The organism is Nocardioides daeguensis (assembly GCF_019192965.1).
Classification (GTDB): Bacteria; Actinomycetota; Actinomycetes; order Propionibacteriales; family Nocardioidaceae; genus Nocardioides; species Nocardioides daeguensis.
Genome location: NZ_JAHTKU010000021.1, coordinates 175200 through 197577 on the forward strand (window position 1 = coordinate 175200; position 22378 = coordinate 197577).

Below are 22378 nucleotides of genomic sequence, written 5' to 3' on the forward strand. Positions count from 1 at the left end.
AGGGGCCGACTTGTAAAGTGCCTGTCGTCACATCCGCACGGTGGTCCGCACCGGCAGTCGCTCGAACCCGCGCAGCACCCGGGTGCCGCGCCGCTCGGGGCGGCCGGCGACGTGGAGGTCGGGGTAGCGCTCGTACAGCGCCCGCAGCGCCACGGCGGTCTCCAACCGGGCCAGGCTGGCGCCCAGGCAGAAGTGCACGCCCGCCGAGAAGGCGAGGTGCTGGTCCGCGTTGGCCCGGGTGACGTCGAAGACGCCGGGATCGGCGAACACCGCGGGGTCGCGGTTGGCGCCGCCGAGGTAGAGCAGGATGCCGTGGCCCGGCAGGAACCGCTTGCCGGCGACCTCGGTCTCGCGCAGCGCGATCCGCAGGGTCAGCTGGACCGGCGACTGGTGCCGCAGCACCTCGTCGACCGCGTTGCCCCAGCCGTCGGGGTTCTCCTGCAGCCGGCGCAGCTGGTCGGGGTGCCCGTCGAGGAGCGCGACGGCGTTGCCGATCAGGTTGACGGTGGTCTCGAAGCCCGCGGCGAGCACCAGCAGGCCGACCTGGTGGAGCTCGACCGGGTCGAGCCGGTCCGGGCCGTCGAGCAGGACCAGCTGGCTGATCAGGTCGTCGCCCGGACTGGCCCGCAGCCGCTCGACGTGGCCCCGGAACCAGGTGTGCATCTCGCGCAGCGCCACCTCCGCCCGGCGGAACTGCCGCCAGGACAGGCCGGGGTCGAGGGTCACGGCAGCCTCGTTGCCCAGCGCGAGGAGCCGGTCGCGGTCGAGCTCCGGGACGCCGAGGAGGTCGGCGATCACGGTGACCGGCAGCTGGGAGGCGTAGCGGGCGATGAGGTCGAACTCCTCGACCCCGGTCAGCTCGTCGAGCAGGTCGCCGGCGACGTCGCTCACCCGGTCGCCCATCCGGCCGACCTTGCGGGCGGTGAAGGCACGGGCGACCTGCTTGCGGTAGCGGGTGTGCAGCGGCGGGTCCACCGCGAGCATCGACGGCGGGTCGACGGGCCCGAGGGTGTCAGGGTCGATCACCTTGTGGTGCAGCCAGCGCAGCGGCTTCGGCAGCTCGCCCTGGCCGCCGGCGGTGCCGAAGGCGTCACTGCGGAGCACCTCGTTGCAGACCGCGTGGTCGACGCTCGCCGAGATCAGGTCGTTGGCGCCGATCACGCCCCGGCCACGCAGCTCCTCGTACGCCGGGAACGGGTCCAGACGCAGCGACGGGTCCATCACCATCCGGCTGATCAGGTCACCCCGGCGGGCGCCGCGCTGGATCAGTGAGCGCTGGATCCCGTGGGCCAGGCCCCAGGCGGCGAAGGAGCGCGGCAGGTCGACGGCGCGCGCGAGGTCAGGCGACCGCATGCGTCGTACCCAACTCTTCCCCCGTCTCGCTGTCCAGCACGGCGAGCACGCCGCGGGCGCGCTCGGCGAGGAGCCGGCGCTGCTCCTCGAGCACCCGCTCGGGCAGGTGGGTGTCGAGCTGGGTGGTGACGGCGAGCCGCCAGCGGTAGCGCAGCGCGGCCCGCAGGCCGGCACGGTCGCCGAAGATCAGCGCGAGCTCGTCGTTCCACGGGAGCGCGGGCCGATCCGTGGCCCCGAGCTCCTGCTCGATCGCGCGCAAGGCCTGCCAACGGCGGCGTGTCTCGGTCCAGGTCATCGTCCTCACCGACCTCTCTGTCGGGTGGATGTCGTGCGGAGGGATGGGTCGAAAGTAGGCGCGAGATCGCCATGCGGACATCGGACGACGGCAGGGACCTGGCCTCCTACCAGGGGAGGAGCCGGGCGGCCTCCCGCGGCCGGATGACCGCGACCCCCCTGCTCCCTAGGCTGTCGCCATGCTGCGCTGGTTGCGCGCCGGGATCGAGTCGAACCTCGAACGGCACCAGATCCCCTACCCGTGGTGGGTGCCACTGGCGTCCCACCTGGGCCAGGTGGTCTCGGTGGTCGTCGCCCTGGTGCTGCGCGACGCGCTGTGGCCACTCGACCCGCTGCTGGTCTGCGTGCCGCTGGTGATGGTCTCCCCCCTCATCCAGTTCACGACCCACCGCTGGGTGCCGTGGTGGGCCGACAGCGCCGGCAGCGTGCTGGCCGCGGCGCTGCTGCTGTCCCGGCCGCCGGACGGCGTCCTCGACCTGGCCCCCGTGCTGCTCGGCCTCGCCACGGCGGAGATCACCGCCCGCGACGGGCTGCACGAAGGCCTGTCCGTCGCCGCCATCGGCCAGGTCGTGCTCATCGGGGCCGCGATCGGGCCCGGGCTGGTCGGAGCGCCGCTCTACACCTTCGAGCTGTTGCTCGGCTTCGTCATCGGCGCCATGCTCCTGTGGCAGATGCGGGCCCTGATCGCGGAGCGGCGCGCCCGGGAGCAGGCGTGGGACCGGGCGACGACGGCCGAGCGGGAGCGGATCGCCCGCGAGATCCACGACCTCGTCGCCCACTCGCTGAGCATCTCGCTGCTCCAGGTCACCGGCGCCCGCCGCGCCCTGCGCGACGTCGGCGAGACGGCCAGCCCGCAGGAGACGGCCGAGGCGGTGGCCGAGGTCGACGCCGCACTCGCCGACGCCGAGCAGGTCGGACGCCGCGCCATGGCCGACATCCGCCGGGCGGTGAGCGCGATGGCCGACGGCACCTCCGAACGCCATGCCCTGCCCGGTGCCGCCGACATCGCCGCACTGGTGCGGGAGATGGCGGCCGCCGGTCTCGCGGTGGAGTACGACGAGCAGGGCGACCCGCGCAGCCTGCCGGACACCGCCGGGCTCGGTCTCTACCGGATCGCCCAGGAGTCGCTCGCCAACGTCGTCAAGCACGCCGGCGGCGACGCCCCGGTCCGGGTGCGGTTCACCGTGACCGGCGGCCGGGCGCGGCTGCGGATCAGCAACCCGCTGCCCAGCGGCCGACCGCGCCCCGACGGGATCGGCTCCGGACTGGCCGGAATGCAGGCCCGGGCGGCCCAGCTCGGCGCGCTGCTCGACGCCGGGCCGGCGGGCGGCGACTGGGTGGTCGACGTACGCCTCGGCGGGGCCGTGCGATCCGGCCCCGGCTTCGACCTCCCGTGCGGGCGGACCCTCGGAAGGATGGAGACAGCATGAGCACCCCGCGACGTTCTTCTCCTCCGCCTCGCTCCCCCGAACAACCCCGCGGGGGCCCCGCTCAGACCCAGCCCCTGCTGAAGGTGGTCCTCGTCGACGACCAGGAGCTGGTGCGCTCCGGTCTGCGGCGGATCCTGCGCCGGCGCGACGGCTTCGACATCGTCGCCGAGTGCACCGACGGCGCCGAGGTGCCGGCCACCCTCGACGGGCTCGGCGCGGGCGGCGTCGACGTGGTCGTCATGGACCTGCGGATGCGCTCCGTCGACGGGATCACGGCCACCCGCGCGGTGGTCGAGGCCGCGGGGCCGCCGGTGCTCGCGCTGACGACGTTCGACGACGACGAGATGCTCTCGGGCGCGCTGCGGGCCGGGGCGGCGGGCTTCCTGCTCAAGGACTCCTCGGCCGACGACCTGATCCGTGCGGTCCGCACGGTCGCCGAGGGCGGCAGCTGGCTGGACCCGGCCGTGACCGGGCGCGTCCTCGACCGGTTCCGCAGCTTCGCGCCCGCCCCGGTCGCCCCTGCCGGCGGGGGCGTGGACCCGCTGACCGCACGCGAGCTCGAGGTGCTCCGTGCGATCGCCGGCGGCCGCAGCAACGGCGAGATCGCGGCCGAGCTGGTCATCTCCGAGCTCACCGTGAAGAGCCACGTCGGACGGATCTTCACCAAGCTCGGCCTGCGTGACCGGCCGGCCGCGATCGTCTACGCGTACGACCACGGGCTGGTGTCACCCGGCTCCTGAGGTACCTCGCAACGACCGGATTCGTCGGCGCGAGCAGGGCCAGCTCGGCGATGCCGAGGACGAGGAAGACCGGCCACGAGTGCTCCGGGTACGGGGACGCGCTCCGGATCGTAGGCACGATGGCTCGCCAGAAGCGCGCGGTCGGGGCGGAGTGACCCCCGTCACGATTTTACACTACACCCCCCAAAGTGCAAAGATGCACTCATGGCCGAACTGTGCAACAGGCGCGAGGAGAAGCGGCACCTGACCGCGCTCCGCCTCCAGCAGTGCGCGGTACGGCTGACGCTCGAGCACGGCTTCGACGGCTGGACGATCGACGACCTGGCGGCCGCGGCGGACGTGTCGCGGCGCACGGTCTTCAACTACTTCGACGGCAAGGCGGAGGTCGTCCTCGGCCCCGAGCCCGCCGTGGACGAGGAGCTCGTGGCGACCTTCGTCGGCGGCGGCCCGACCGGCCGCCTGTTCGACGACCTGATCGTGCTGGCCCACGAGACGACCCGGGACCAGGCCGGCTCCGAGCAGCACATGGCCGCCGTACGGGACGCCGTGACCCGCGGCTCATCCAGCTGGTGCACGGGCGCTTCGAGTCCGCCGCCGACCTGCTGGGCGAGTGCATCCGCCAACGCGAGGGCGCCGACTTCCCGAACGAGAAGGTGCGCGTGATCCTGCGCCTGCTGATCACGTTCTTCGACGACGCCCTCGAACGCACCGCCGCCGACGCCGGCCGCACCTTCGCCGAACACTTCGACACCACCGTCGCCGACGCCCGCGCGGCGCTCGGCTGAGCACCATCCCCAGCACCCCCACCAGGCCCACCAGGAGACCCCACATGGCCCGCCTGCTCTACCGCATCGGCTCGACCGCCTACCGGCGGTGGCCGTTCTTCATCGCCGGATGGCTGCTCGTCGCCGTCGTCCTCGGCAGCCTCGCGGCCGCCTTCTCCAAGCCGATGACCGACGCCTTCTCGATCCCGGGCATCCCCTCGGAGAAGGCCGCGGACATCCAGCAGGAGCTGTTCCCCCAGGCCGGTGACGCGTTCGACGACGCCTCGGTCAACCTGGTCGTCGCGGCGCCGGACGGCCACACCCTGGCCGAGCCGCGCTACCAGGCGGCGATCCAGCAGCTGATCGAGAAGGTGCCCACGCTGCCGCAGGCGGGCACCGACAACCCCGGTCTGGTCGCGCCCGCGCCGCCGGCCGAGGGCGTTCCGACGGCGTTCTCGACCCTCTCCGACGACGGCCGGATCGGCATCATGTCGTTCGAGTGGGACGTCGAGACGCCGGCCGACCTGAAGACCACGACCATCGACGACCTCGAGGAGCTGCTGGCCGACACCACCGAGGAGACCGGCCTGGTGGCCGAGGCCAACGGCCCCGGCATGGCCGTGATGGAGCCGCCCGGCGGCTCGTCCGAGCTGATCGGCCTCGGCATCGCGCTCGTCGTCCTCGTCCTCACCTTCGGCTCGCTGATGGCCGCCGGCATGCCGCTGTTCAACGCGGTCTTCGGCGTCGGCCTCGGCATGACCGGCATCACCGCGATGACGGCGCTGATGGACATCGGCTCCAGCACGCCGATGCTGGCCACGATGATCGGCCTCGCGGTCGGCATCGACTACACCCTGTTCATCCTCGCCCGCTACCGCACCGAGCTGCACCACACGAAGGACCGCGCCCACGCGGCCGGCATCGCCGTCGGTACGGCGGGCAGCGCCGTCGTCTTCGCCGGCCTCACCGTCCTCATCGCGCTCTCGGCGCTGGCCGTCGTACGGATCCCGTTCCTGACCGCGATGGGCCTGGCCGCCGCCGCCACCGTCTTCGTCGCGGTCCTGGTCGCGCTCACCCTGCTGCCGGCGCTGCTCGGCCTCACCAAGTCGAAGGCCTTCGCCGGCCAGGTGCGCAAGTACGCCCCCAAGCGCGACAAGCACGGCCGGGTCCACAACAACGGTGTGCGCTGGGCGCAGACGCTCGCGAAGGCGCCGGTCGCCTGGGCGCTGGGGGTCGTGGTCCTGCTCGGCGCGCTGGCCGCGCCGATCACGCAGATGTACCTCGCGTTCCCGACCGACAGCACCTCGCCGACCGACACCACGCAGCGCAAGGCCTCGGACCTGATGACCGAGGCGTTCGGCCCCGGCCGGGAAGGCCCGCTGCTGGTGGTCGTCGACGGCCGCCAGATCACCGACGACGACGCCCGCCAGTCCGCCTTCGACCGGGTCGTCGACTGGGCCGCGGGCCAGGACGACGTCGCCAGCGCCGACCTGGTCGCCACCAACGCCCCGATCGGCGAGGACGGCGAGCCCACCGGGACCGGGACCGGCGCGATGATCCAGGTGGTCCCGTCCTCCGGCCCCGACGAGCCGGAGACCCTCGACCTGCTCGAGGCGCTGCGCGACGGCCAGCGCGCGGTCGAGGACCAGACCGACACCGTCGTCGGCGTCACCGGCCTCACCGCGATCACCACCGACGTGTCGGACCGGCTCAACAGCGCGCTGCCGATCTACCTGGCCGTCGTCATCGGCCTGGCGTTCGTCCTGCTGGTCCTGGTGTTCCGCTCGATCCTGATCCCGCTCACCGCCACCCTGGGCTTCCTGCTCTCGGTGCTGGCCACCCTGGGCGCCACGGTCGCGGTGTTCCAGGAGGGCGCGTTCGGCCTGTTCGAGGGCCAGCCGATCGTGAGCTTCATGCCGATCTTCCTGATCGGCGTGGTGTTCGGCCTCGCGATGGACTACCAGGTCTTCCTGGTCACCCGGATGCGGGAGGCGCACGTCCACGGTCTGCCCACCCACGAGGCTGTCATCGACGGCTTCCGCAACAGCGCCCGCGTGGTCACCGCCGCCGCGACGATCATGATCGCGGTGTTCTCCGGCTTCATCCTCGAGGACACCGCCGTCGTGAAGTCGATGGGCTTCGCCCTCGCCGTCTCGATCGTGTTCGACGCCTTCGTGGTCCGGATGGTCCTCATCCCGTCGGTGCTCTACCTGCTCGGCGAGAAGGCCTGGTGGCTGCCGGCATGGCTCGACCGGATCCTGCCCAACGTCGACGTCGAGGGCGAGTCGCTCGAGCGTGACTCCGCGCCGGTGCACGTCGGCAGCGACCGGGGCGACCTCGACGGGGACAAGCAGCTGGCCGAGGTCTGATCGCGCTGCTCTGATCGCGCTGGGCCCAGCATCCCTCGAGCCGTTCGATCGAACGGTTCGGGGGATGTTCTGCGTCCCGATCCCCCCTCACCGTTCGATCGAACGATCTGGTGGGCCGCGGGATCAGGCGAGCGCCGCCTCGATGTCACCGGCGAGCTTGGCCGGCTCGGTGGTGGGCGCGTAGCGGTCGATGACCTCGCCGTCGCGGCCCACCAGGAACTTGGTGAAGTTCCACTTGATGGCGCCGCCGATCAGCCCGCCCCGCTCCTTCTTCAGCCACTGGTAGAGGGGGTGGGCCTCCTTCCCGTTGACGTCGATCTTCGCGAACATCGGGAACGAGACGCCGTAGTTGCGCTGGCAGAACTCCGCGATCTCGTCCTCGGTGCCGGGCTCCTGGTGGGCGAACTGGTCGCACGGGAAGCCGAGGATCGTGAAGCCGCGCTCGCCGTACTGGTCGTACAGCTCCTGCAGGCCCTGGTACTGGGGGGTCAGGCCGCACTTCGAGGCCGTGTTGACGACGAGCACCACGGTCCCGTCGTACGACGCCAGGTCGGTCTCCCGGCCGTCGATCGCGGTGGCCTTGAAGTCGTGGAGGGAGGTCATGCTGGCAGTGTGGCACGCACGACGCGGCGCTGGCGCCACAGCAGCAGCCCGAGCAGGAGCACGATCGTGTCGACGACCCCGATGATCACCCAGCCCAGCGGGGAGGCGTGTGCACCGTCGACGCGCTGCGCCGACGGCTTGCCCGGCAGCACCCGCACCCCGATCTCGCCGTTCTCCTCGGCCGCCTGCCAGGCGGCGCGGTCGACCTCGGCGGGCCAGGTGCGGCGCTGCGGGTCGATGTCCTCAGGGAGGCGGAAGCGGACGACGTAGTGGGGGTCGGTGGCCTCCCGCAGGACGTCGGTGGCGCTCACCTCCGCGGTCACCTCGCGCCCGTCGCGGGCGAGCTCCCAGCGCTGCCAGGCCTGGTGGGCGGCGGGGAGGTTGACGAGCAGGGCGACCAGCACCAGCGCGGCCAGCACGCCGCGTCCACCCTCCACCTCAGTCGCGCTCCGCGACCGTCCGACCGGAGGGCGCCAGGCCGGGCCACGGGACGCCCCAGGTGCCGAACGCCGTCTCCGTCAACGGCCGCCGGTGGCGCTCGCGGTGGTCGCGCTCCGCGTCGCGCTCGGAGACCTCCGCCGGGTTCCCGCGGACACCGACCGCGATGCCGGCCAGGACCCGCGCCGTGTCGGGGATGCCGAGGCCGGCGGCGACGGCGTCGTGGTCGAAGCCGCCGAACTGGTGGGCGTGCAGGCCCATCGCCTGCGCCTGCAGGGTGAGGTGCGCCGAGGCCTGGCCGACGTCGTGGGTCGGGATGAGCACGTCGCTGAGCTCGACGCCGTCCTGGCCCAGCTCCACCACCGACAAGAAGACGACCGAGGCTCGCGGCACCCAACCGGAGTTGCCGCGGCTCAGGTGCGGCACCAGCACCCGATGGGCGGCGCTCCCCCGGACCGCCACGACGTAGCGCCACGGCTGGCGGTTGCCCGAGCTCGGCGCCCACTGGGCCGCCTCGAGGAGGCGCGTGATCTCCGCGTCGGTGAGCTGGTGCTGCGCGTCGAAGACGCTCGGGCTCCAGCGGGACCGCAGCGGCTCGGCGATGTCGACCGGGTTCATGGCACGAGTATCGCGCGCCTCAGGGCCAGCGCAGCGTGCCCAGCGCCCGGATCGCGCTGACCGCCGACTGCATCGGCAGCTCGAACCGCAGCTCGCCGGCTCCGACCTCGATCCACGCAGGTCCGGCCGACAGGTCGGCGTGCCAGGTCGTGTCGTCGGTGACCTCGCCCGGCGCGAGGTAGAGGTCGAAGGCCTCCCACCACTCGATCTCGCCGGCCTCGCCTCGGCGCATCTGCTCGACCAGGTCGTAGCGTCCGGGCCCCTCGTGTCCCGGTACGGCGAGCGACAGCTCGCTCAACGTCGTGCTCCCGAGCGGGACCGGGTCGAGGGCCTCGGCGCGGACCAGCAGCCAGCCGGGGCGCTCCTCCACCGAGACCGGCAGCTCGAGCTCGACGTCGCCCTGCTCACCACCGCTGACGGTGAGGGTGACCCGGCCGGTGGCCTGCTCGGCGAGCCGCTCGCGACGCTGCGCCACCTCGCGGGCGGCGACGTTCTCGGGCCGGGCGTCGGTGACCTTGCGCGACCACTGCTCGGGCAGCACGGCCTCGAAGGTGGAGGTGCCGAGCTCCTCCTGGGTACGGCGACCGATCTCCTGGAGCTCGGCGCGCGCCCGCTCGCGCTCCTGGTTGTCGGTGGTCAGCAGCTCGGTCTTCTTGGCCTCGGCCCATTCCCGGCCCAGCTTGGCGATGTCCTTCCAGCCCACCCGGGGAACCCTAGGGGCATCGAGCCCGCGGGACGAGTCGAATGGGGAACTCGGCACCCCAGGCCCTAGCCCTGGCCCTGGTCCGGACCCGGACCGGTACGGCGGTCAGCGGATCCAGGCCGGCGCGACCGGCTCCCCCGCCCCGTCCCCGAGCGGGGTCGCCAGCCCGGCGGCCGGCCCGGTCACGACGAAGACCGCGCCGCTCGTCGTACCGATCTGCCGGGGGGTGCCAGCCGGGACGACCACGGTGTCACCGGGTGCGAGGTCGACCGGTTGCGCGTCGAGGACCAGGGTGGCGGCTCCCTCGAGGAGGTGCCAGGCCTGCTCGACGTCGAAGCTGTGCTCGGGCCCGCGCTGGCCGGCGGCCATGTCGACGCGCCACAGGCTCAACAGCTCGGAGCCGCCCTGGGTCGGCGAGGCGAGCGTGGTCATCGTGGCGTTGGGGGTCGTGGTGACCCGGGCCTGCGCCCGGGTGGTCTTGGCAGCGGACATCGCTCGCTCCTTGAATAGACAATGTGGTTGTCTATCACGCTACGGCGTGGGGTGCGGTATCGTCAACCCGGTTGTCTATCGAGGGGTGGAGCATGAGCGAACCGGCATGGCGCGTGGTGCTCCTGCTCGCCGGCGCGTTCCGCGAGGGCGTGGACACGCTCCACGCCGAGCTCGCCGAGCAGGGCCACCCCGAGGCGCGGCCGCTGCACGGCTTCGCGCTGCAGGCCGTCGGCGCCCGCGGCTGCACCATCAACGAGCTCGGCCAGCGCCTCGGGGTCTCCAAGCAGGCGGCGGCCAAGACCGCCGCAGGGCTGGAGAAGGCCGGCTACCTCGCGCGAGAGCCGGTCCCCGGCGACCGGCGCGCCGTGCTGCTACGGCGTACCCCCCGCGCCGACGACCTGCTGGCCGCGAGCGAGGCAGGCTTCGAGCACGTCGCGCAGCGGTGGCGTCGCGAGCTCGGCGCCGCCCGCTACGACGACCTGGTGGACGCGCTGACCCGGATCGCCGGCGACGGCCCGCTCGGCGACCTGCCCGGCTGGCTCACCCAGCGCCCCTCGTCCTGACCCGACGCCGGCCGAGAGCCCACGAGAGCCGGTCTCAGCGCGGTGCCCGACGCGAAAGGCCGAGCAGCAGCGCCGCCGCGGCGAGGAGCCCGACCCCGACCCCGACCTGCCACCACTCCGCGCCGACCCGGGCCGCTCCCGACGGCTCCGCCGACCGCGCACCCGCCGTTGCGCCGGCGTCCCCACCAGCCGTGGTCCCGGCGGCCCGTTCGGGGCCGGACGCGCTCGGCGCAGGAGCCCGCGGGGTGAGCGGTCCGTCGCCGACGACGAAGGACAGCTGGCCGGTCACCGGATGACCGTCCACCGACACGACGCGGAAGGCCAGCGCGTACGTGCCGGGACCCCCCGAGCCCAACGTGGCGCGGACCTCGCGACCGGCCACCGACGGCTCCCCCACATCGGTCCGCGAGCCGTCAGGACCGGTCACCACGACGTACGCCGGCGCGCTGATGTCGGCGCTGAAGGTCAGCACCGCACTGTCGGGCAGCGCGGCCAGTCGCGCGCCGCTGCCCGGCGTGCTGGAGACCAGGGCCGCGTGCGCGAAGGCGGGTGGCGTGGCGAGCGAGACCGCGCAGAGCACGACGAGCAGGGCCGCCAGCCGCGTGCCGGGCCTCATGAGTCCGCCACGCCGTCGTCGGCTCCCTCGAGCAGGGTCTGGCCGACGTATCCGCCCGCGGGGGCCGCCGGCGGGACGGCGTACACCGCGGAGCCGACGGTCGTGACCCAGGCGTTGAGCCGGTCCAGCTCGTCGAGACGCTGCTGGACCGGCACGAACTGGCGCGCGAGGTCGGCGGCGTAGGCGAGGAAGAGCAGGCCGCTGTCCTCGCCGGTGGAGCGCCGCGGGTCGGGCTCGGTGTAGTTGTAGGCGCGGCGCAGGAACCGCTGCGTCGGGTCGCTGCTGCGCGCCCGCGCGACATGGCTGGCCGGGTCGATCACCGGCAGCCCGAGATGGTCGGTCGCCGAGAAGTCGGGGGCGTCGAACTCGTCGGTCCCGGTCAGCGGAGCGCCCGTGTCGAGTCGTCGCCCGATGACGCCCTCCCGGCCGGCCCGGTCGACGCGGTCCCAGCGGTCGAGCTGCATCCGGATCCGTCGTACGACCAGGAAGGTCCCGCCGGCGAAGGGATCGGTGTCGGACGTCTGCGTCCACACCAGCGGCGCGAAGTCCGGGTCGGCCTCGGTGGGGTTGACCGTGCCGTCGACCTGACCCATCAGGTTGCGCGAGGTGGTCCCCTCCGGCACGGTGCCGCGCGCGGTGCGGAAGCCGTGCTGGATCCAGCGGACCTCGGCGAAGGGACGGGCGTCCTTGAGCAGCATCCGCCGCGCGTGCGCCAAGGTGACCGGGTCGTCGCAGCAGATCTGCGCGACCACGTCGGTCTGGGACCACTGCTCCTCCAGCTCGTCGCGACTGAACGCGGGGAGCTCCTCCAGGACCGGACGACGCTGCGCCGGGACGAGCGTGCGCAGGACCTGCGGGCCGAACCCGAAGGTGACCGTCAGCCGTGCCGGGTGCAGCGCGAGGTCCGGCTCGGTGTCCGCGAGCGCGGGCCGCCCGGCGCCGAGCCGGGCCGCGTCGTCGCTCAGCAGCCGCATCATCCGGGCCAGGTCGCGGCGACCGGCCCCCGGCTTGAGGTCCCAGCCCACCAGGGCGAGGTGCGCCTGGGGGGTGGTGGCGATGCCGGTCTGGTGCCGACCGAGCGCCGGAACGGTCTGCGCGCCCGCGGGCGGCCCGACCACCGTGGTCGGGCCGCTCGCAGCCGGAGGGGCGGGTGCGGTCGCGGCCACGGCGGTCGCGGCGCTCCACCCCACCCCGGCGCCGCCGAGAGCGGCGGCGCCGGTGCGCAGCAGGTTCCGACGGTCCCAGCGGGGACCGCCGGCCATCAGTGCTCGCCGCCCATCTCGCCCATGTCGCCGCCCATGTCGCCGCCCATGTCGCCGCCCATGTCGCCGTTCCCCTGGGTGGCACCGTTCTGGTAGTTCTCGTCGGCGCCGGTGAACGGCTTGACCGTGGCCTCGATCGTCTTGGTCGAGCCGTCACCCAGGGACAAGGTGATCTCGACCGTGGCACCGGCGGCCAGGGAGCGGGTGAGCCCCATCAGCATGATGTGGTCACCGCCCGGCGCCAGCTCGAGGGTCCCGCCCGCGGGCAGGACGAAGCCGCCGTCCTTGGGCTGCATCGCCATCGAGCCGTCGGCGTTCTGGACGGTCTCGTGCAGCTCGGTGAGCTCGTTGACCGTGGACGTCGCCCCGACCACCGTGATCTCACGGTCGCTGTCGTTGACCAGGACCGCGAAGGCGCCGGTCATCTTGTCCTGCTCGGTCGCGGCCTTGACCCACGGGTCGGTGACGCCGAGTGCGTCGGCGTCGCTCGCGGCCGGTGAGGCCGAGGTGTCCGCGCTCGCGGCCCCGGTCGTGGAGTCGGCGGCGCTGGTGGAGTCGTCGCCACAGGCGGCGAGGGCGGGGATCAGCAGGGCGCACAGCAGGACGGCGGCCAGGTTCGACTTGTGCTGGTACATCAGGTCTTCTCGATTCGTGTCCGGGCGCGACGGAGCGCGCCACGATGAGCGCAGGCGCGCACGCCGGCGCCGCCCCTGGGGGGCCGGACCGAGTCAGTGCGCGTAGCGCGGGGATGGATGCGGGTGCAGCCCGCGGCGCGGTGGTCCGCGCGGAGCCGCGGTCGATCCGGAGGTCTGGGAGCGGGCGACGAGTCCGACGCCCCTCACGCGCGCACGGACACCGTGCGGAACCCGGGCCTGCCCCAGCAGCGGCAGCAGCAGCCAGGCGAGAGCGGACCAGATCGCGGCGACGAGGGCCCGGTCCATCCCGGCCGCCACGAAGGTGGTGGCGAGGACGACCACGAGATGGGTCAGCACCATCGGTACGGGCAGGAGCGCGTGGGCGCTCATCGCCGGCTCGCCCACGGCGTGGGCGTGCTGGTGCACGCCGGCCGGCGCCATCATCAGAGTCAGGTGGCCGACGGCCTGAGCGACGATCGCGGTCGCGGCCAGGCGGGGGACGTCGACGGTGCCGATCCGGGTCGACACGATCGCGAGCGGCAGCGTGACCGCCACGACCGCGAGCCCGGGCACCACCGTCACGGAGCCACCGGCGAGCGCGTGGGCGACCAGGGCGCCGAACGCCGCCACCAGGCCCGCGGTGAGACCGCGGGCAGCGCGGAACCGGCGCCCGGAGGCGTGCGCGGCGCGTGCGGCGTACATCGACCCGTTCCCCGTTGACTCGGACGCACGGCTGTGCGTCCCTCGCCATGGTAGACAGCGCCCAGCAGCGGCCCGCCGGGCCGTCCCCGGGTGGCCCACGTCAGCCGCCCGTGACGCTCTGCCAGGCGGTGTAGCCGGCGACCAGGACCATGACGAGGGCGAAGGCGACCTGGAGCAGGCGGGCGGGGAGCCGGTCGGCCACCCGCTTGCCCCCGAGCGTCGCGACCATCGCGGCTGCGGCGAAGGGCACCACGACCGAGGCGTCGACGTGGGCATCCGCAGCGCGCGAGGCCAGGGCGGTGGCCGAGTTGAGGGCCACGATGACCAGCGAGGTGCCCACGGCCAGGTGCATCGGCAGGCGCAGCGCCAGCACCAGCGCCGGCACGATCACGAATCCTCCGCCCACGCCGAAGAATCCGGTCAGCAGGCCGGCCGCCGAGGCGACGAGAAGGGTCGGCACCAGGGGAAGCCGGTCCGCTGCCCCGGCTGTCGCGGCCACGACCCGGGCCGGGGCGGCCACGCGCAGCGTGGTCGTGGCCGATGCCCGACCGGAGCCGGGCGCAGCGGGCGCGGCGGGCGCCGCCCCGGGCACGCCGGCGCCGTCCCCTGCCCCGGGGCGCCGGCCGCGGGCGCCGCTGATCATGGCCACCGCCGCGACGACCATCAGAGCGGCGAAGCCGAGCAGAAGCACGTCCTGGTCGACGCGATGGTTGAGCTGGCTCCCCGCCCAGGTGGCGGGGATCCCGACCAGCCCGAAGACCAGGCCGACGCGCCACCGGACGCGACCGGAGCGCAGGTAGGACAGGGTCCCGACCACCGCGGTCAGGCCGACGATCACCAGGCTGCTGGTCGTCGCCTCCTGGGCGGACTGGCCCACGACGTACACCAGTGCCGGCACCGTGAGGATGGCTCCGCCGCCACCGAGGCCGCCGAGGATCGCACCGATCAGCGCACCCAGGGCGAGGATGAGCAGCAGCTCCCCCATCACTCCCACCCCGCGAACCGGGGGGCCATCGCGAAGGAGGGCGGCTGCGAGCGAGCAAGGTCGCTGACCAGGGCGAACCGGTCACCGCGCACGAGCGTCTGACGCCACTCGACCGGCCGGCCCCGCCACTGCGCGAGCCGGTCGATGGCCAGGGCGGCGCCCCGGGCGTCGAGTCCGAGGAGCGATCGCTCGGCCGCCGTGGGGACGACGGCCCGGACCTCCTCGCGGCCGCCGGTCAACCGGATGCCGCAGCGGCGCTCGAGCTCCTCGTAGAGCGAGGTCGCGGTGAAGTCGGCGTCGAGGAGCGGCGCCGCGAGCCGGGCCGGCAGCCAGACCCGGTCGATGGCCAGCGGCTCGCTGTCGACGAGCCGGAGTCGCTCGAGGTGGACGAGCGGGGTGGACTCCTCCAGACCCAGGCGGGCGGCGACGATCCCGTCCGCGCGCGCGTCGAGACGGCGCACCACGCTGCGCTGGCGCCGGCCGGTCGCCTCGACCGAGGCGAAGAGGCTGTAGAGAGTGCCCTGCGGCTGGGTGATCTCGCGGGCGGCGACCCGGGGCGCCCGCCCACGGCCGGCCTCGACGATGCCCGCCTCACGCAGCGCCCGCAGCGCCTGTCGGACGGTCTGACGACTGACGCCGTACTCGGCGACGAGGCTCATCTCGCCGGGGAAGGCGTCGTCGAGCTCGCCGCGCCGCAGCCGGCGCTCGAGGTCCTGGCGGACCTGGGCCCACAGCGGCAGCGCGCTGGTGCGGTCGACCGGGGTGATCGAACGTGCCCGCCGGTCCATCGCACCTCCTCGCTGTCGGTGGGGCTCGGAGTGGGCCGAGCCTGTACGGTAAATGTACGTACATACGGACACCTGCGCAACCGCGACCGACACGAGGACGACGACCATGCCGACGCTTCGCCACCTGCTCGCCGCCGCCTGCCTGGCGACGCTGACCCTGACCGCCGCCACGGCCTGCGCCGAGGACGACGCCAGCATCGGCGCCACGAGCACCGGACCCGCCGTCCGCGAGGCGGCACCGTCCGCCATCGCCGTCGACGCCACGACCACCGTCGTGGACGTGCGCACCGCCGAGGAGTTCGCCGCCGGCCACCTCGAGGGCGCGGTCAACATCGACGTCTCAGCGCCCGACTTCGAGGCGCAGCTGGCGCAACTCGACCCCGCCGCGACGTACATCGTCTACTGCCACTCGGGGAACCGCTCGGCGCAGGCGACGGCCGCGATGGCGGCGCTCGGCTTCGCCGAGGTCGTCGACGCCGGAGGGATCGAGCACGCGGCCGCCGCGACCGGGCTGCCGATCACCCGCTGAACGGAGCCCCGAACCGGGCGCCGCGGCTCAGAAGGGGACGCCCCAGGAGCCGCCGCGCCCGGCCAGGGCCAGCACCCGGCGCAACGCCTGGCACAGGCGCCGCGCGAGGCCGCTGCGCTGCTCGCACGACACCTCGCTCGCACCACTCGCCGCGATCTCCATGCCCCCATGGAACCAACCTGCGCCGACCCCGCAGCCGGGATCTCGCCCACCGGACGGGGGCGAGGTACCCCAGCGGGCGCGCCGGCGCCGAGGTCACGCGAAGCCGAGGAAGAGCCGCTCCATCCGTCGCAGGTCCGCCTCGCCGTCGGGGTCGCCTGCCCGGAGGCACTGCTGCAGACCCGTGGTGACCATCGCGTAGCCGGCGCGGGAGATCGCCTTGTCGACGGCGGCGAGCTGGGTCAGCAGGGACTCACAGTCCGCACCTCCCTCCATCATCGCGATCACCTTCGCGAGGTGGCCATGAGCCCGCTTGAGGCGGTCGAGGACGGGCTTGGTGGCGGTCGGGTCGAGCTCCATGAGGACCTCCCTGGTCGACGTGCCGGCGAGCTGCCGACTTCTGCACTTTACATCCCCCCGGGGGGTTGTGTTACCGTGGATGACATCCCCCCAGGGGGTTACCTGACGAGAAGGAGCAACGCCGTGCGCGAGGTCGACATCCACGAGGCGGGCCGAGCCGAGGAGGCCGGTGCCACGCTGATCGACGTCCGCGAGACGTCGGAGTACGCCGCGGGCCACGTGCCCGGTGCGGTCAACATCCCGATGGGCCAGCTGCCCGGCCGGCTCGCCGAGCTGGACCGGTCCCGCCCGGTCTACCTCGTGTGCGCCTCGGGCAACCGCAGCGGCGTGATGACCGAGCTGCTCAGCACCGCGGGCTTCACCGCCAGCAACGTCGTCGGCGGCACCAACGCCTGGGCCACGGCCGGTCTCCCCCTGGCGACCCCGCAGCGTCCGGCGCTGGTGGTGCACGCGATCGACACCCCCACGCTCGGCGACCGCAGCTACCTGGTGCACGACGGCGAGGTCGCCTTCGTCGTCGATCCACAGCGCGACATCGACCGGGTGCTCGACCTGCTCGAGGCCGACGGCGTGCGGCTGACCCACGTCTTCGAGACCCACATCCACAACGACTACGTGACCGGCGGGTTCGCCCTCGCCGAGGCGACCGGAGCCGACTACCTCGTCAACGCCGACGACCCGGTCACCTTCGTGCGGACCCCGATCCGCGACGGCGACGTCGTCGCGGTCGGACGCAGGATGCGGGTGCGGGCGATCGCCACGCCCGGGCACACCTTCACCCACCTCGCCTACGCGCTGACCGACGGCGACGAGCCGTGGGCGGTGTTCAGCGGCGGCTCGCTCCTGTACGGCGCCACCGGGCGCCCCGACCTGCTCGGCCCGGAGCACACCGACGCGCTGGTCCGCCACCAGCACTCCTCGGCGCACCGGCTCGCCGACGAGCTCCCCGACGACGCGGCGGTCTACCCGACGCACGGCTTCGGTTCGTTCTGCTCCGCGACCCAGTCCGAGGCCACCGCCTCGACCATCGGGACCGAGCGCCGGACCAACCCGGTCCTGGTCCAGGACGAGGAGACCTACGTGCGCGAGCTGCTCGCCGGTCTCGGCGAGTGGCCGGCCTACTACGCCCACATGGCACCCGCCAACAGTGCCGGACCGGCCGCGCCGGACCTGTCTCCGGTCGCCCGCGCCGACGCCCAGGAGCTGCGCCGCCGGATCGAGGCCGGCGAGTGGGTCGTCGACCTGCGCAACCGCACCACGTTCGCCGCGGGTCACGCCCCGGGCACGTTCAACTTCGGCATCGACGGCTCGTTCGCCACCTACCTGGGCTGGCTGATCGAGTGGGGGACGCCGCTGACCCTGCTCGGCGAGAACCCCGAGCAGGTCGCCGAGGCCCAGCGCGAGCTGGTGCGGATCGGGATCGAGCGTCCGGCCGCGCAGGCGACCGGCGGGCCCGAGCAGTGGTCCGACCGGCCGCTGGCCAGTTTCGCGACCGCCACCTTCGCCGACCTCGCCCACGTCCGCCACCACCGCCCGGTCGTCGTGCTCGACGTGCGCCGCCGCGACGAGCACGCGGCCGGGGCCCTCGAGGGCGCCCTGAACATCCCCCTCCACGAGCTGCCCCGCCGGCTGGCGGAGGTGCCCGACGGGGAGGTGTGGGTGCACTGCGCCGGCGGCTACCGCGCCTCCGTCGCCGCGTCCTTCATCGACGCCGCCGGCCGACGCCCCGTGGCCGTCGACGACGACTTCACCAACGCCGCCGCGGCGGGACTGACCGTCGCCGCGCCTCCTGCCTGATCCCGACGACCGCCCACCCACTCCCGCAGAGAAGAAGAAACGGAAGAGAGATGACGTCCCACTCCACCCCGCGGCACGCCGCCGCGACCAGCGCGGCGGCCCACGGTCCCGCGCACGCACCGGGCCCGCTGGGCCGGATCGGCCTGTGGGTGACCACCCACCGGCGCCTGACCGCGATGGTCTGGGTGCTCCTCATCGTGGGCCTCGGCGCGTTCGCGCCGAAGGTCGAGCACGAGCTGTCCGGCGCCGGCTGGCAGGCCGACGGCTCGGAGTCGGTGGCCACCCGCGAGCTGGTCCAGGACCACTTCGGCGGCCTGGCCTCCCACGCGATCCAGGTCGTCGTCCACTCCAGCGACGGCCCGGTCACCGAGGGCGACGGCGCCAAGGTCATCGCCGAGGTCACCCGCGTCCTCGAGCAGGAGCCCCGCATCGCGGAGGTCGTCGCCCCCCAGCCGGGCGCGACGCTGTCCGCCGACGGCAGTACGGCGATCGTGCTGGCCGGTGCCGGAGCCGACACCAACGAGATGGTGCGCGTCGCGACCGACCTCAAGGGTGAGCTGCAGGACCTGTCCACCGGCAGTGTGGAGGTGAACCCGACCGGCTCGTCACTGCTGTGGTCGGACTTCAACGAGGCCAACCTCGAGGCGATGCTGAAGTCGGAGTTCATGTCCTGGCCCGTGACGCTGGCCATCCTGGTCCTCGCCTTCGGCGCCCTGGTGGCCGCCGGCCTGCCGCTGATCCTGACCCTGGCCGGACTGGTCGCCTCGGCCGGCTCGCTGGTCCTGATCAACCAGGTCGTGCCGGTGTCCATCTGGGCGATGAACTTCGCGATGATGTTCGCCCTCGCGCTCGGCATCGACTACGCGCTGTTCCTGGTGGTCCGCTACCGCGCCGCGCGGGCAGCTCGTCCTGACGACAAGTCGTGGGCCATCGCGCAGACCATGGACACCGCCGGCAAGGCCGTGCTGCTCTCGGGCCTGACCGTGCTGGTGTCGCTGACCGCGGTGATGCTGGTTCCCTCGCCGTCGTTCCGGTCGATGGCCGGCGGCATCATCTTGTCGGTCGTCTTCGTCCTCGCCGCCACGCTGACCCTGCTCCCGCTGGTGCTGTTCAAGCTGGACATGAAGATCAACAAGTTCGCCCTGCCGTGGGCGCGCTCGGGCGAGCACCGCTCGGCGGCGTTCGCCGCCTGGGGTGAGCGGCTGTGGCGCCGCCCGGTGGTCTGGGGTGCCGCGTCGCTGGTGATCCTGGTCGCGCTGGCGGCCCCGATCCTCGGCCTGAAGACGGCGATGCCCTCGATCAAGGTGCTGCCGGAGGACGCCTCCGCGCGGATCGGCTACGACCAGGTGCAGGACGCCTTCGGTGAGGGCGCACCCGGCACCCTGCAGATCGTCGCCGACACCGGCGAGGCCGAGGCCACCAGCGCGGTGCTCGCGAACGACCCCGGGATCGCGGGGGCGATGCCGGCGATGCCCGCCGCCGACGGCAGCGACCTGGTCATGATCCAGGCCGTGCCCACCGTCGACCCGTCGGACCCGGAGCTCTCGGCCACCGTCGACCGGCTGCGCGCGGATCTGCCGGGCTCGGCCCAGGTCGGTGGCGCCGCGGTGGAGAACCTCGACCTGAAGACCCAGCTCGACGACTCGACGCCCCTGGTGATCGGCGTGGTCATGGTGCTCGGCTTCCTGCTGCTGCTCTTCGCGCTGCAGGCCCCGCTGATCTCCCTGCTGGGCACCCTGGCCAGCCTGCTGTCGACCGCTGCCGCGTTCGGCGTGGCCCGGCTGATCTTCCAGGAGGGCCACGGCACGGGGCTCCTCGGCTTCGAGTCGCAGGGCTTCTTGGACGCGTGGGCGCCGGTGTTCTTCTTCGCGATGATCTTCGCGATCGCGATGGACTACACCGTCTTCCTGCTCGCCTCGGCCAAGGAGCACTTCGAGCGCTCCGGAGACCCGCGTGAGGCCATGGTCGGTGCCCTGGCCCACTCCGGCCGGGTGATCTTCGCGGCCGGCGCGGTGATGGTGGCGGTGTTCTTCACCTTCGCCCTGTCGGGCCCGATCCCGCCCAAGGAGATGGGTGTGGTCCTCGGCATCGCGGTCCTGCTGGACGCCTTCCTGGTCCGCCTGGTGCTGCTGCCGGTCATGCTGCGCCTGACCGGACGCGCGGCCTGGTACACCCCGCAGTGGCTGCGCCGGATCCTGCCGGACATCACCTTCGCCCACGACTGACCCTCACCGGCGCGGGGGGGCGCCGGCGCCGGGCCCCGCGCCCCCCCCCCCGCGGCTGCCAAACCCCTCCCCCCCCCACTCCCCCTCCGGGGGGGGGGGCCCCCCCGGGGGGCCCCCCCGCGCCACCCACCTCGCTCATCTCTCAGCCAAGGAGTTCCTCATGTGTCGAGCAACCACCTGCCGCAAGTGCGGCAAGACCACCTGGGCCGGCTGCGGCCAGCACGTCGCCCAGGTCAAGGCCCGGGTCCCCGCCGCGGACTGGTGCCCCGGCCACACCTCCGAGCCGTCCGAGCCGTCCAGTGGCGGCGGGTTCTTCTCCCGCCTGCTCGGGCGCTGAGGAGGATCGGATGAACGTCGACCGCGCCGTCCTGCGCCTCGCCGGCACCATGGTCCTGATCAGCGTCGTCCTCGTCGCACTGGTCTCGTCCTGGTGGCTGCTGCTGACCGCCTTCGTGGGTCTCAACCTGCTGCAGTCCAGCTTCACCGGGTTCTGCCCCGCAGCGATCATCTTCCGCAAGCTGGGAGTTCCCACCGGCTGCGCACTGAAGTAGCCCGACGCACCGAGTGAGCCGGAGCCCCGCGGGGCCCCGGCTCACTCGCATGTTGCGACGTCACCGGTGCCACGACCGCAGGATCCCGCGAGCCTCGGGACCAACGCCCCTTTCGGCGAGGCCGTCGGGGTGCCTGACTGGGACCGAGGCGACGAGAGGAGCCAGCCATGGCGCACCCGATGGATCTCACCCGCACCGCGGCGACAACGGCGGCGGTCACCCGCTTCCACGTCGCCTACGCCGAGCTCCCCATGATCGGCGAGCGGATGGGCCGCGCCTTCGGCACGGTCGCGGCCGCGCTGGAGAAGGCCTCGATCCGCTCGGACGGCCCCGCCCTGGCCTACTACGAGCCCGGCGCGGACGGATTCGACGTGGCAGCCGGCTTCCGGGTCGAGGCCGACCTCGCCGCGCCGCCCGGTGTCGAGCGGCTCGACCTCCCGGAGGTGGAGGCCGCCCACCTGACGCATCTGGGTGCCTACCGCGACCTGCCCGCGGCGTACGACGAGCTGCGCACCCAGGTCGAGCAGGCCGGCCGGACGCTGGCCGACGGTCCGATGTGGGAGGAGTACTGGACCGGGCCGGAGACCCCGGAGGACCAGCACCGCACGGAGATCTACTGGCCGCTGTCCCCCGCCTGAGCCGGGAGATCGGGCGGGGAGCGGCGCCGGGGCCGACCGTAGACTCCGCTCATGGCCGACCTCGACGCCGTGGAGGCAAGGATCTGGTCGCTGCTCGACCGCTTCCGCGACGAGCTGGAGGACGCGACGATCTACGCGATGCCCTCGTTGCGCTGGCCCGGCTCGGGCGGCCACGACTACTTCGCCGCGGTCCAGCGCAGCGCGAAGAAGGTCAGCCTCTACGCGGTCGCGATGGACACCTGGCCGGACGCGCTCGCGGCCTCCTCCGAGCGGCTCCGGGCGTGCCGCACCGGCAAGGCGACCTTGTCGTTCCCGACCCTGGACGACGAGCTCAGCGCCGAGCTCGATGCCTTCTTGACCCGGCTCTACGCGCGGTACCGGGCGCACCACGCCGGCCCGCACCCGGAGTAGGCCGCCGGCGCCGCGGCGTGCGACTCAGCCGGCGACGAAGAGCAGCACGACGAAGGCCACCAGTGCGAGCGCCGCGATCGCGAGACCGAGCAGCCCACGGCCGCGCCCCGGACCGCCCCGGGCCACGGCGAAGGCCAGCGGGGCTCCGAAGAACCCGATCGGCAGCCACACCAGGCCCACCACCCGGACGCCGTTGGGCGGGTTGACGCCCTCGCTCAGGCTGAGCACCCAGGTGAACGCCGTCGCCGCGGCCGCCAGCAGGCCCAGCACCAGGGTCAGGCTCCCGGCGCGCCGCGAGCGGGCGTCGGCCGCCGCGGCGGGGCTCGGGGTGCTCATGGGGTCCATCCTGCCGT

General features: G+C 73.5%; 29 protein-coding genes. 13 read left to right on the forward strand and 16 right to left on the reverse strand.

All coding sequences use genetic code 11. From position 1 onward, the window contains the following. Nucleotides 1-27: 27 nt before the first annotated feature. Both KU893_RS17855 and KU893_RS17860 read right to left on the reverse strand, forming a co-directional pair. Nucleotides 28-1353 carry a cytochrome P450 gene (locus KU893_RS17855; protein ID WP_218235733.1) on the reverse strand — a complete coding sequence of 442 codons (1326 nt, stop codon included), beginning with the start codon at nt 1351-1353 and terminating at the stop codon, nt 28-30. Continuing rightward, a complete protein-coding gene (locus KU893_RS17860; RefSeq protein WP_218235734.1) occupies nt 1340-1648 on the reverse strand; it encodes a hypothetical protein in 309 nt (102 codons plus the stop codon). Before KU893_RS17860 ends, KU893_RS17855 begins: the two co-directional genes overlap by 14 nt. 178 nt (nt 1649-1826) lie before the next feature. On the opposite strand from KU893_RS17860, the gene KU893_RS17865 reads away from it, so the two are divergent. The 5 genes from KU893_RS17865 (at nt 1827) to KU893_RS17880 (ending at nt 6950) form a co-directional block, all read left to right on the forward strand. Beyond that, nucleotides 1827-3077, forward strand: a complete 1251-nt coding sequence (locus KU893_RS17865; RefSeq protein WP_218235735.1) for a sensor histidine kinase — start codon at nt 1827-1829, stop codon at nt 3075-3077. Between the two features lie 83 nt (nt 3078-3160). Next, entirely contained in the window at nt 3161-3817 is a 657-nt protein-coding gene (locus KU893_RS17870) for a response regulator transcription factor (RefSeq protein WP_257441356.1), read from the forward strand. Nucleotides 3818-4021: 204 nt separating this feature from the next. Beyond that, entirely contained in the window at nt 4022-4480 is a 459-nt protein-coding gene (locus tag KU893_RS17875) for a TetR family transcriptional regulator (RefSeq protein WP_218235737.1), read from the forward strand. Then, on the forward strand, nt 4477-4602 hold the full coding sequence (locus KU893_RS23370) for a hypothetical protein (protein ID WP_257441357.1): 126 nt from the start codon (nt 4477-4479) through the stop codon (nt 4600-4602). The genes KU893_RS17875 and KU893_RS23370 overlap by 4 nt, the downstream gene beginning before the upstream one ends. A gap of 44 nt (nt 4603-4646) precedes the next feature. After that, nucleotides 4647-6950 carry an MMPL family transporter gene (locus KU893_RS17880; RefSeq protein ID WP_218235738.1) on the forward strand — a complete coding sequence of 768 codons (2304 nt, stop codon included), beginning with the start codon at nt 4647-4649 and terminating at the stop codon, nt 6948-6950. A 123-nt stretch (nt 6951-7073) separates the two neighbouring features. Here the strand turns inward: KU893_RS17880 and KU893_RS17885 are convergent, their stop codons facing one another. From KU893_RS17885 to KU893_RS17905, 5 genes are all read right to left on the reverse strand, one after another. After that, entirely contained in the window at nt 7074-7553 is a 480-nt protein-coding gene (locus KU893_RS17885; protein ID WP_218235739.1) for a glutathione peroxidase, read from the reverse strand. Next, nucleotides 7550-7990, reverse strand: a complete 441-nt coding sequence (locus KU893_RS17890; RefSeq protein WP_218235740.1) for a hypothetical protein — start codon at nt 7988-7990, stop codon at nt 7550-7552. The genes KU893_RS17885 and KU893_RS17890 overlap by 4 nt, the downstream gene beginning before the upstream one ends. 1 nt (nt 7991) lies before the next feature. Continuing rightward, entirely contained in the window at nt 7992-8609 is a 618-nt protein-coding gene (locus KU893_RS17895) for a nitroreductase family protein (protein ID WP_218235741.1), read from the reverse strand. A 19-nt stretch (nt 8610-8628) separates the two neighbouring features. Further along, complete coding sequence (locus KU893_RS17900) at nt 8629-9312, reverse strand: hypothetical protein (protein WP_218235742.1); 684 nt, start codon at nt 9310-9312, stop codon at nt 8629-8631. 105 nt (nt 9313-9417) lie between these two features. Further along, nucleotides 9418-9804 carry a cupin domain-containing protein gene (locus KU893_RS17905; RefSeq protein ID WP_218235743.1) on the reverse strand — a complete coding sequence of 129 codons (387 nt, stop codon included), beginning with the start codon at nt 9802-9804 and terminating at the stop codon, nt 9418-9420. A 92-nt stretch (nt 9805-9896) separates the two neighbouring features. Here KU893_RS17905 and KU893_RS17910 point away from each other — a divergent pair, with 92 nt between their 5' ends. After that, nucleotides 9897-10367 carry a MarR family winged helix-turn-helix transcriptional regulator gene (locus KU893_RS17910; protein WP_218235744.1) on the forward strand — a complete coding sequence of 157 codons (471 nt, stop codon included), beginning with the start codon at nt 9897-9899 and terminating at the stop codon, nt 10365-10367. A gap of 34 nt (nt 10368-10401) precedes the next feature. Here KU893_RS17910 and KU893_RS17915 read toward each other — a convergent pair whose 3' ends face one another. The 6 genes from KU893_RS17915 to KU893_RS17940 form a co-directional block, all read right to left on the reverse strand. After that, the gene (locus KU893_RS17915; protein WP_218235745.1) at nt 10402-10983 is read right to left on the reverse strand and encodes a copper resistance CopC family protein; all 582 of its coding nucleotides are present in this window, start codon (nt 10981-10983) and stop codon (nt 10402-10404) included. Further along, nucleotides 10980-12245, reverse strand: a complete 1266-nt coding sequence (locus KU893_RS17920) for a Dyp-type peroxidase (RefSeq protein ID WP_218235746.1) — start codon at nt 12243-12245, stop codon at nt 10980-10982. The genes KU893_RS17915 and KU893_RS17920 overlap by 4 nt, the downstream gene beginning before the upstream one ends. Next, on the reverse strand, nt 12245-12880 hold the full coding sequence (locus tag KU893_RS17925; protein ID WP_218235747.1) for a copper chaperone PCu(A)C: 636 nt from the start codon (nt 12878-12880) through the stop codon (nt 12245-12247). Before KU893_RS17925 ends, KU893_RS17920 begins: the two co-directional genes overlap by 1 nt. Before the next feature lie 93 nt (nt 12881-12973). Further along, nucleotides 12974-13582, reverse strand: coding sequence for a hypothetical protein (locus tag KU893_RS17930; RefSeq protein WP_218235748.1), 609 nt, complete (start codon nt 13580-13582; stop codon nt 12974-12976). 100 nt (nt 13583-13682) lie between these two features. Further along, the gene (locus KU893_RS17935) at nt 13683-14567 is read right to left on the reverse strand and encodes a sulfite exporter TauE/SafE family protein (protein ID WP_218235749.1); all 885 of its coding nucleotides are present in this window, start codon (nt 14565-14567) and stop codon (nt 13683-13685) included. Beyond that, a complete protein-coding gene (locus tag KU893_RS17940; RefSeq protein ID WP_218235750.1) occupies nt 14567-15355 on the reverse strand; it encodes a GntR family transcriptional regulator in 789 nt (262 codons plus the stop codon). The genes KU893_RS17935 and KU893_RS17940 overlap by 1 nt, the downstream gene beginning before the upstream one ends. A gap of 106 nt (nt 15356-15461) precedes the next feature. On the opposite strand from KU893_RS17940, the gene KU893_RS17945 reads away from it, so the two are divergent. After that, nucleotides 15462-15884, forward strand: coding sequence for a rhodanese-like domain-containing protein (locus KU893_RS17945; protein ID WP_246592806.1), 423 nt, complete (start codon nt 15462-15464; stop codon nt 15882-15884). Nucleotides 15885-15911: 27 nt separating this feature from the next. Here KU893_RS17945 and KU893_RS23375 read toward each other — a convergent pair whose 3' ends face one another. Further along, complete coding sequence (locus KU893_RS23375) at nt 15912-16046, reverse strand: hypothetical protein (protein ID WP_257441358.1); 135 nt, start codon at nt 16044-16046, stop codon at nt 15912-15914. 93 nt (nt 16047-16139) lie between these two features. After that, on the reverse strand, nt 16140-16403 hold the full coding sequence (locus KU893_RS17950; protein WP_218235751.1) for a metal-sensitive transcriptional regulator: 264 nt from the start codon (nt 16401-16403) through the stop codon (nt 16140-16142). Between the two features lie 123 nt (nt 16404-16526). On the opposite strand from KU893_RS17950, the gene KU893_RS17955 reads away from it, so the two are divergent. From KU893_RS17955 to KU893_RS17980, 6 genes are all read left to right on the forward strand, one after another. Beyond that, nucleotides 16527-18200, forward strand: a complete 1674-nt coding sequence (locus tag KU893_RS17955) for a rhodanese-like domain-containing protein (RefSeq protein ID WP_257441359.1) — start codon at nt 16527-16529, stop codon at nt 18198-18200. Nucleotides 18201-18250: 50 nt separating this feature from the next. Next, entirely contained in the window at nt 18251-20425 is a 2175-nt protein-coding gene (locus KU893_RS17960) for an MMPL family transporter (protein WP_218235752.1), read from the forward strand. Between the two features lie 160 nt (nt 20426-20585). Beyond that, complete coding sequence (locus KU893_RS17965) at nt 20586-20762, forward strand: DUF8730 family Cys-rich protein (protein WP_218235753.1); 177 nt, start codon at nt 20586-20588, stop codon at nt 20760-20762. 10 nt (nt 20763-20772) lie between these two features. Continuing rightward, complete coding sequence (locus KU893_RS17970) at nt 20773-20976, forward strand: YgaP family membrane protein (protein WP_218235754.1); 204 nt, start codon at nt 20773-20775, stop codon at nt 20974-20976. Nucleotides 20977-21143: 167 nt separating this feature from the next. Beyond that, entirely contained in the window at nt 21144-21614 is a 471-nt protein-coding gene (locus KU893_RS17975; RefSeq protein ID WP_218235755.1) for a GyrI-like domain-containing protein, read from the forward strand. 51 nt (nt 21615-21665) lie between these two features. After that, nucleotides 21666-22025: a hypothetical protein gene (locus KU893_RS17980; RefSeq protein WP_218235756.1), complete on the forward strand. Its 360-nt coding sequence runs from the start codon at nt 21666-21668 to the stop codon at nt 22023-22025. 24 nt (nt 22026-22049) lie between these two features. Here the strand turns inward: KU893_RS17980 and KU893_RS17985 are convergent, their stop codons facing one another. Next, nucleotides 22050-22361: a hypothetical protein gene (locus KU893_RS17985; RefSeq protein WP_218235757.1), complete on the reverse strand. Its 312-nt coding sequence runs from the start codon at nt 22359-22361 to the stop codon at nt 22050-22052. Nucleotides 22362-22378 lie beyond the last annotated feature (17 nt).

Excerpts from the sequence above, each read along its gene's own strand:
- KU893_RS17855 (WP_218235733.1), bottom strand. The coding sequence starts at position 1,353 with ATGCGGTCGCCTGACCTCGCGCGCGCCGTCGACCTGCCGCGCTCCTTC.
- KU893_RS17860 (WP_218235734.1), bottom strand. The coding sequence starts at position 1,648 with ATGACCTGGACCGAGACACGCCGCCGTTGGCAGGCCTTGCGCGCGATC.
- KU893_RS17865 (WP_218235735.1), top strand. The coding sequence starts at position 1,827 with ATGCTGCGCTGGTTGCGCGCCGGGATCGAGTCGAACCTCGAACGGCAC.
- KU893_RS17875 (WP_218235737.1), top strand. The coding sequence starts at position 4,022 with ATGGCCGAACTGTGCAACAGGCGCGAGGAGAAGCGGCACCTGACCGCG.
- KU893_RS17880 (WP_218235738.1), top strand. The coding sequence starts at position 4,647 with ATGGCCCGCCTGCTCTACCGCATCGGCTCGACCGCCTACCGGCGGTGG.
- KU893_RS17885 (WP_218235739.1), bottom strand. The coding sequence starts at position 7,553 with ATGACCTCCCTCCACGACTTCAAGGCCACCGCGATCGACGGCCGGGAG.
- KU893_RS17895 (WP_218235741.1), bottom strand. The coding sequence starts at position 8,609 with ATGAACCCGGTCGACATCGCCGAGCCGCTGCGGTCCCGCTGGAGCCCG.
- KU893_RS17905 (WP_218235743.1), bottom strand. The coding sequence starts at position 9,804 with ATGTCCGCTGCCAAGACCACCCGGGCGCAGGCCCGGGTCACCACGACC.
- KU893_RS17910 (WP_218235744.1), top strand. The coding sequence starts at position 9,897 with ATGAGCGAACCGGCATGGCGCGTGGTGCTCCTGCTCGCCGGCGCGTTC.
- KU893_RS17915 (WP_218235745.1), bottom strand. The coding sequence starts at position 10,983 with ATGAGGCCCGGCACGCGGCTGGCGGCCCTGCTCGTCGTGCTCTGCGCG.
- KU893_RS17920 (WP_218235746.1), bottom strand. The coding sequence starts at position 12,245 with ATGGCCGGCGGTCCCCGCTGGGACCGTCGGAACCTGCTGCGCACCGGC.
- KU893_RS17925 (WP_218235747.1), bottom strand. The coding sequence starts at position 12,880 with ATGTACCAGCACAAGTCGAACCTGGCCGCCGTCCTGCTGTGCGCCCTG.
- KU893_RS17930 (WP_218235748.1), bottom strand. The coding sequence starts at position 13,582 with ATGTACGCCGCACGCGCCGCGCACGCCTCCGGGCGCCGGTTCCGCGCT.
- KU893_RS17935 (WP_218235749.1), bottom strand. The coding sequence starts at position 14,567 with ATGGGGGAGCTGCTGCTCATCCTCGCCCTGGGTGCGCTGATCGGTGCG.
- KU893_RS17940 (WP_218235750.1), bottom strand. The coding sequence starts at position 15,355 with ATGGACCGGCGGGCACGTTCGATCACCCCGGTCGACCGCACCAGCGCG.
- KU893_RS17945 (WP_246592806.1), top strand. The coding sequence starts at position 15,462 with ATGCCGACGCTTCGCCACCTGCTCGCCGCCGCCTGCCTGGCGACGCTG.
- KU893_RS23375 (WP_257441358.1), bottom strand. The coding sequence starts at position 16,046 with ATGGAGATCGCGGCGAGTGGTGCGAGCGAGGTGTCGTGCGAGCAGCGC.
- KU893_RS17950 (WP_218235751.1), bottom strand. The coding sequence starts at position 16,403 with ATGGAGCTCGACCCGACCGCCACCAAGCCCGTCCTCGACCGCCTCAAG.
- KU893_RS17960 (WP_218235752.1), top strand. The coding sequence starts at position 18,251 with ATGACGTCCCACTCCACCCCGCGGCACGCCGCCGCGACCAGCGCGGCG.
- KU893_RS17965 (WP_218235753.1), top strand. The coding sequence starts at position 20,586 with ATGTGTCGAGCAACCACCTGCCGCAAGTGCGGCAAGACCACCTGGGCC.
- KU893_RS17970 (WP_218235754.1), top strand. The coding sequence starts at position 20,773 with ATGAACGTCGACCGCGCCGTCCTGCGCCTCGCCGGCACCATGGTCCTG.
- KU893_RS17975 (WP_218235755.1), top strand. The coding sequence starts at position 21,144 with ATGGCGCACCCGATGGATCTCACCCGCACCGCGGCGACAACGGCGGCG.
- KU893_RS17980 (WP_218235756.1), top strand. The coding sequence starts at position 21,666 with ATGGCCGACCTCGACGCCGTGGAGGCAAGGATCTGGTCGCTGCTCGAC.
- KU893_RS17985 (WP_218235757.1), bottom strand. The coding sequence starts at position 22,361 with ATGAGCACCCCGAGCCCCGCCGCGGCGGCCGACGCCCGCTCGCGGCGC.